Consider the following 5,182-nt stretch of genomic DNA (forward strand, 5'->3'; position numbering starts at 1 on the left):
CCATCTTGGCCTCCTGGCTTTAATGGCGGTGTATTTTACAGAAAATCGTATTTCTTGGGTTTACGTACAGAGCCTAGAAACAATTCCCCTTGCAGCGTTTTTGAGTAATCTATGGCTACCACTGGCTTCAATGTAAGCTCATCTGTGTTTTTCACTTCATCATCAGTAACAACAACTTTTGGCTTTTCCTCTACCGTATCAACAATCACAGCCTTTGCAGGTTCGAATTTATCAATCGTACCAAACGGCTCAATCTTAGTGATTTTGTTCGGCTCAGGCTTACCTGACTCACCAACCTCTACACCACCAATTTCAACTGGCTTTACTTGCTTGAATTCTTCCTTCTGCTTTAACGCATATTCATCCATCAAATGTGCCCATTTCTTACTTCTGATTTTAATGCGTTTCAATGGCACTTCATGCTCAAGCAATGTCTCAATCGCAATTCTCAATATGGCTTCTTGTTTGGAGTTTGGGATTGAAGGGTCATCCTCTTTAACGAACGGATATGCTGTCTTGTTGTTCTTCACAAATTGACCAGCAGAAATTTTCATCATGGCTTTAAACTGAGTTTCATCAGCATTGGTATACTTGAAATCGCCTGAACTTTTTACAGTGAATATTTCATTACCCGCCGTATCTGTGATTTTGAAATTCTCATGCATCAATGACCTTTTATAAGAGTAGTCATGCTCCTCACAAAATTTCTTAATTTTCTCTTGAAATTCCAACTCTGCATGTTCAATTTCCCTTGCAGACAATTGAGGTTCTGATTTACTAGACACCGCATGCACGCCAGACTTATATTTATTCGAATCAAGCTGACCATATTCCTCATTAATATTTTCAGCTTGCATACCATTAAGCTTCTCTTTGCCATCAGAGGGACTGTTATAAAAATCATCATCAGTTAACATGTCCACCTGATGCGTGTAGACCTCTTTCAATTTGTTCATCACACTTATTAGTGATTCTTTAATAGCCATTTTTAAGTACAATTGTTATGTCCATATTTTACCATTTTTAATGTTTCATATTTTCATGAAAAACCTCAATTGAAGTTATGACCGTTTTTTGCTATATTACCCGGCTCTTTCAAACACCATATGCGAATCAAAATGACAAACTCTACTTCTGACAATATAGAAAGCCTTCCAGCGAAAGAACTGTACGAAGACTCTATCAGTCGCTCAGAGCACGCTCCACAATCTAAAATTGTCAGTGAGTTTGTTCTGGATGCATTGGTGAACAGCTCAGGCGAAAGCGCTCAAATTCGTGAGTTGCGTGCATCTATTCGCAAGGCGATTGATGAAGCAGACGACGACAAAGCTCATGACTTAATGAGCGAGCTGAAAAAAATCAAAGATGCTGAACAACAAAATACATCTGCATTGTCTGAAATCAGCTCTAAATTCTCAATCGCTCAGATTCTTTCTAGCTTCCGCACCGACCCTGCTTTTGAAGAAATCGTGTATGGGTTGGCGTTGAAGGTTCTGAATCAGACAGATAAAGCTTTGAAAGAGCCAGCGAGCAAAACAAAAACCCCGCGTGTGAAGAAGGAAGCTGAAATCTTCGTTATCACTAATGAAGCTGGCAAGTCATCAATTATGCCAATGCGTGTAGGACGTGGCGCTGCAAACCTTTCTCAGGATGCAGAAGCCTTTACATTGCTTGGCTTTGCTATCGAGAAAGACGAGGAAGGTAAAGAAGTGTTGTCCCCTTCCACTTTCACAGACACGACTGGCACTGAGCACACAGCTTCACGCAAGGCGATTATCACTGCAATCGAAAGCCAAATCGCATTTGAAGGCTACACAGTCGCTGCTCAACAGTGATTTGATTCGAATTAACAAGCCCCAAGTTGGGGCTTTACTGCATGGAATATCAAATAAGTATGAAATTACTGATGCAACTAAAACCAATAAAATCATATAATAAAATATAATTAAGCCTCTTAAAGCCAGACACACCATCGCAACAGACAAAACCTTTAAGAAAATCCTACTCTCCTAACAATCATTCGGAATACTATTATTCAAATATACAGGCTATATTAGAAATCATTATCGTGCAAACACACCTAATTTGCAAAAAAATAAACTTTTTATTCTAAATTTTAGTATCTACAACCGGGACAAAACCATATTCTTATTTACTTTTGAAATTTAACCACAAAAAGAGTTGTACAAAATCTACATTTTCAAAAGTAGTTAAGTATTTTAACCACCAACAATCGTTAATATAAGTATTAAACCAGCAAAATATTCAGGCGACTTAAAACAAATACACAAAGCCAATAAAAAAACAAGCGGGCCATGTTACTTACAGACCCACCCAATTGAACTCTAAAATAATTATGGAAGGTAAATTTAATTTTTGATAAGAACTTGCTCCTTCTTTATTCTTTTACAATCTCGTACAAAACCTGCCAATAATGCTAAAAAAAATCCTAGGAGAATAGCAATAGCAATATTAACTCTAATTTTACCAGAATATGGAAGCACATTAGTAACTATATCAGTTGCCCGAGCACTCGAAGATGTCGACGCAACATGCAAAAGATTCGAGAATTTTTCGTTAATCGAGTTATCTATTCTGAAAATCTCTATATATTTTATAAGCTTCTTCTCTTGCTCTTTATATATCTCACCCTGATTATGCATAATTTCATCAATTACAACGCGAACATTTTTTTCTGACTGAATATTAGAGCGTGCCAAAGATGAAATCTTAACAATATCAGTATCTTTAACAGGAGTTACATTGACATCCCCAGAATACCTATAAGCAATCGCTTGAGGACTGTCTAATAGAGATTTTGAGTTCGAATCCAAACTAACACTTTTCCCGATTGTTATATTTGACGAACTCAAAAATAAAGTGGGCCGCGTAAAAGCGTATACGAGCCCAAATACCAAAACAACAATAAATATAGCAAGCATATATTTGAATTGACGACAAAAAAAATTGTACACATTAAACAAATCTATGTCTGCGCCTGAAGAATTAATTTTATTCATTTCCAGCTACCCTGCAATAGTATTATACAAAGCGACAACATTTATAAGCAAAGCTAAAACCAATAACAAAATAAACAACTTAATCCCGAAGGAATACTTAGCTTTAATTTTACAAGCTTCATCTGCTGACATTGAGAATCTCCTTTAATTTTTTTTCGCAAAAATGACGCAGCAAGAAAAGCGTGATTATACATGAAAAAAAAAATACTGCCAAGTGCGACATCTTAAAAACCTTAAATTCGTCATAAGGGACATATTAATATTTGTTTTAATTAAATTAAAAACCATAATCCGCAAACCTAAATTATTTTGTTTGATTGAATTTATGGAGTCCAGATAACAAAAAAGAGCCTATGGCTCTCTTGTGATATTACTTATCGTTTTACATTTTCGGTCTCGGTTTTGACGCCTGCTTGTCTTCGACCTTTAAATCAACCTTGCTCTTAATTTCGAGCAAAGAGTCAGAGACATACTCACCGGCAATTTTCAATCCAGAAACTAAATCTTGGGCGCGGATGGAGCCGCCGTGAAATGCTGGAATTGAAACGTCAAAGCCTTTACCAATTGCTTCATTATGAATACTGCTCACTCGTAACAAAACATCGCTTGCAGCGTTTTGTTTCAATTTCTCAGAATTCAACTTTAAAACTGAAGATGCATCAGTCGCATCAATCTTAACATTACCACTCGAGATATGATTTTTTATTTCTCTTAACTCAGGGTTGTGATTTATCAAATCAGAAATCTGCTTAGCAACTAATATGCTCTCAATACTAACATTATTAGGAATTGCCAACTCATCAACACCAACGCTTTTCAATATTTTTGATTTGTTATTTGAATATCTTTCAAAGTAAGTTTCATCTGCTTGTGCGCTACCGTCTCTTGCTGTCAGAACTGCTTGCTCATTATTGAAGTTTAACGAATCAACGATAGACTCTACTATAATGTCATTCAAATTATCCTTTGTAAATTTTGTACTCATTTGTATTTACCTTTTGTAGTGAACACACAATTGCATTCATTGTGATTATTATACCATTTTGAAAAATAGAATTTTTCACCCTAAAACACTACCGACTAAGGCACCTCCTGACTAAATATATTTAGCAATAATCAACCAGCCTCAATTGCCTTATACTTAGAAAAGTTGCGAGTTTGTTTAAGGATAACGTTGTACATAATCAAATCACTATCAATCACATCAGGATTATTTTTAATCGGCCTTAAAAATACTCTGCGATTAGTGAGCATAAAATAAATTGCCATGTGCGAAAGAAGTCCATAATTTCGAATAGCATGACACATAACACTAGCGTCAGTATTGATTAAAGATTTATTATATTTTACTTTCACATTAGCAAATCGAGACAATGCTTTATTGCAAACATCCTTCAAGAACTTTTCATGTTCATCAGACAATGAACGTGACTCTATGAGCGCTATCTCCCGTCTTCTCACGCTATCAATATTCGCTTCCGTGGCATCAAAGCCCATTCTTATCTTCCCCATACAATCACCATTTAAAATTATCAGTCTCAGCAGAATTACCGAAACAGCAAATCAAATCCAGCCTGCGCATTATCTGCATCATCAAAAAGGTAACTCATTGTATTCCACGTCCTGAGAACCCCAAGAAGCACCGCACTAATTTCGCTTATATCTTCACCTTTATAATGCTCCGCAGTAAACACCCCGCCACTAAACTCCATGTACCCCGCACACTCACCATTTTCATCAGCATAATCAAGATCAATCTCAGTCATTCCTATCGCAGTTAGTTTCTGATTGATTTCTTCAAACCATATATCATTAACTTCTTTTCTCTCAAAGCAAATACATATACTTTCATCATGACTAACATCAAGACTATAAACACTGCCCAATTCATCAATAAAATCTGAAACAGCACCTCGATATGAGTCGATATGAGTAACTTCATCCCACACAGGAAAATTATCAGCAAAAAACTTATCAACGTTCAATTGAGACCCGCTAAAAAACATTTGAATTTCCAACATGCAATCACCATATACAACAATTAGTCCCAGCAGAATTGCTGAAACAGCACATCTAAAAACCTAAGGAGCCGCTGAACAATTAACCCGTTCGTAGCGCCCCCCTCTTTCAAGCCGTATTTTTCAACCTACCGGCCTTATTCT

General features: G+C 36.4%; 6 protein-coding genes. 1 reads left to right on the top strand and 5 read right to left on the bottom strand.

The window, feature by feature from the left end; all coding sequences use genetic code 11:
* Nucleotides 1-35: 35 nt before the first annotated feature.
* A complete protein-coding gene (locus tag GHO03_RS23575) occupies nucleotides 36-986 on the bottom strand; it encodes a hypothetical protein (protein WP_153400623.1) in 951 nt (316 codons plus the stop codon).
* Between the two features lie 132 nt (nucleotides 987-1,118).
* On the opposite strand from GHO03_RS23575, the gene GHO03_RS23580 reads away from it, so the two are divergent.
* Nucleotides 1,119-1,835: a hypothetical protein gene (locus tag GHO03_RS23580; protein WP_153400624.1), complete on the top strand. Its 717-nt coding sequence runs from the start codon at nucleotides 1,119-1,121 to the stop codon at nucleotides 1,833-1,835.
* A 534-nt stretch (nucleotides 1,836-2,369) separates the two neighbouring features.
* Here the strand turns inward: GHO03_RS23580 and GHO03_RS23585 are convergent.
* From GHO03_RS23585 to GHO03_RS23600, 4 genes are all read right to left on the bottom strand, one after another.
* Nucleotides 2,370-3,020, bottom strand: coding sequence for a hypothetical protein (locus tag GHO03_RS23585; protein ID WP_133145068.1), 651 nt, complete (start codon nucleotides 3,018-3,020; stop codon nucleotides 2,370-2,372).
* Between the two features lie 382 nt (nucleotides 3,021-3,402).
* Nucleotides 3,403-4,005: a hypothetical protein gene (locus GHO03_RS23590; RefSeq protein ID WP_153400625.1), complete on the bottom strand. Its 603-nt coding sequence runs from the start codon at nucleotides 4,003-4,005 to the stop codon at nucleotides 3,403-3,405.
* A gap of 131 nt (nucleotides 4,006-4,136) precedes the next feature.
* Complete coding sequence (locus GHO03_RS23595) at nucleotides 4,137-4,517, bottom strand: hypothetical protein (protein WP_153400626.1); 381 nt, start codon at nucleotides 4,515-4,517, stop codon at nucleotides 4,137-4,139.
* Nucleotides 4,518-4,567: 50 nt separating this feature from the next.
* Nucleotides 4,568-5,041, bottom strand: a complete 474-nt coding sequence (locus tag GHO03_RS23600; RefSeq protein ID WP_133145065.1) for a hypothetical protein — start codon at nucleotides 5,039-5,041, stop codon at nucleotides 4,568-4,570.
* Between the last annotated feature and the right edge of the window lie 141 nt (nucleotides 5,042-5,182).

This window comes from Pseudomonas sp. FSL R10-1339 (assembly GCF_009600545.1).
GTDB lineage: Bacteria > Pseudomonadota > Gammaproteobacteria > Pseudomonadales > Pseudomonadaceae > Aquipseudomonas > Aquipseudomonas bubulae.

Bases quoted from the DNA above. Each gene is read 5' to 3' on its own strand.
- GHO03_RS23575 (WP_153400623.1), bottom strand. From the start codon at position 986: ATGGCTATTAAAGAATCACTAATAAGTGTGATGAACAAATTGAAAGAG.
- GHO03_RS23580 (WP_153400624.1), top strand. From the start codon at position 1,119: ATGACAAACTCTACTTCTGACAATATAGAAAGCCTTCCAGCGAAAGAA.
- GHO03_RS23585 (WP_133145068.1), bottom strand. From the start codon at position 3,020: ATGAATAAAATTAATTCTTCAGGCGCAGACATAGATTTGTTTAATGTG.
- GHO03_RS23590 (WP_153400625.1), bottom strand. From the start codon at position 4,005: ATGAGTACAAAATTTACAAAGGATAATTTGAATGACATTATAGTAGAG.
- GHO03_RS23595 (WP_153400626.1), bottom strand. From the start codon at position 4,517: ATGGGCTTTGATGCCACGGAAGCGAATATTGATAGCGTGAGAAGACGG.
- GHO03_RS23600 (WP_133145065.1), bottom strand. From the start codon at position 5,041: ATGTTGGAAATTCAAATGTTTTTTAGCGGGTCTCAATTGAACGTTGAT.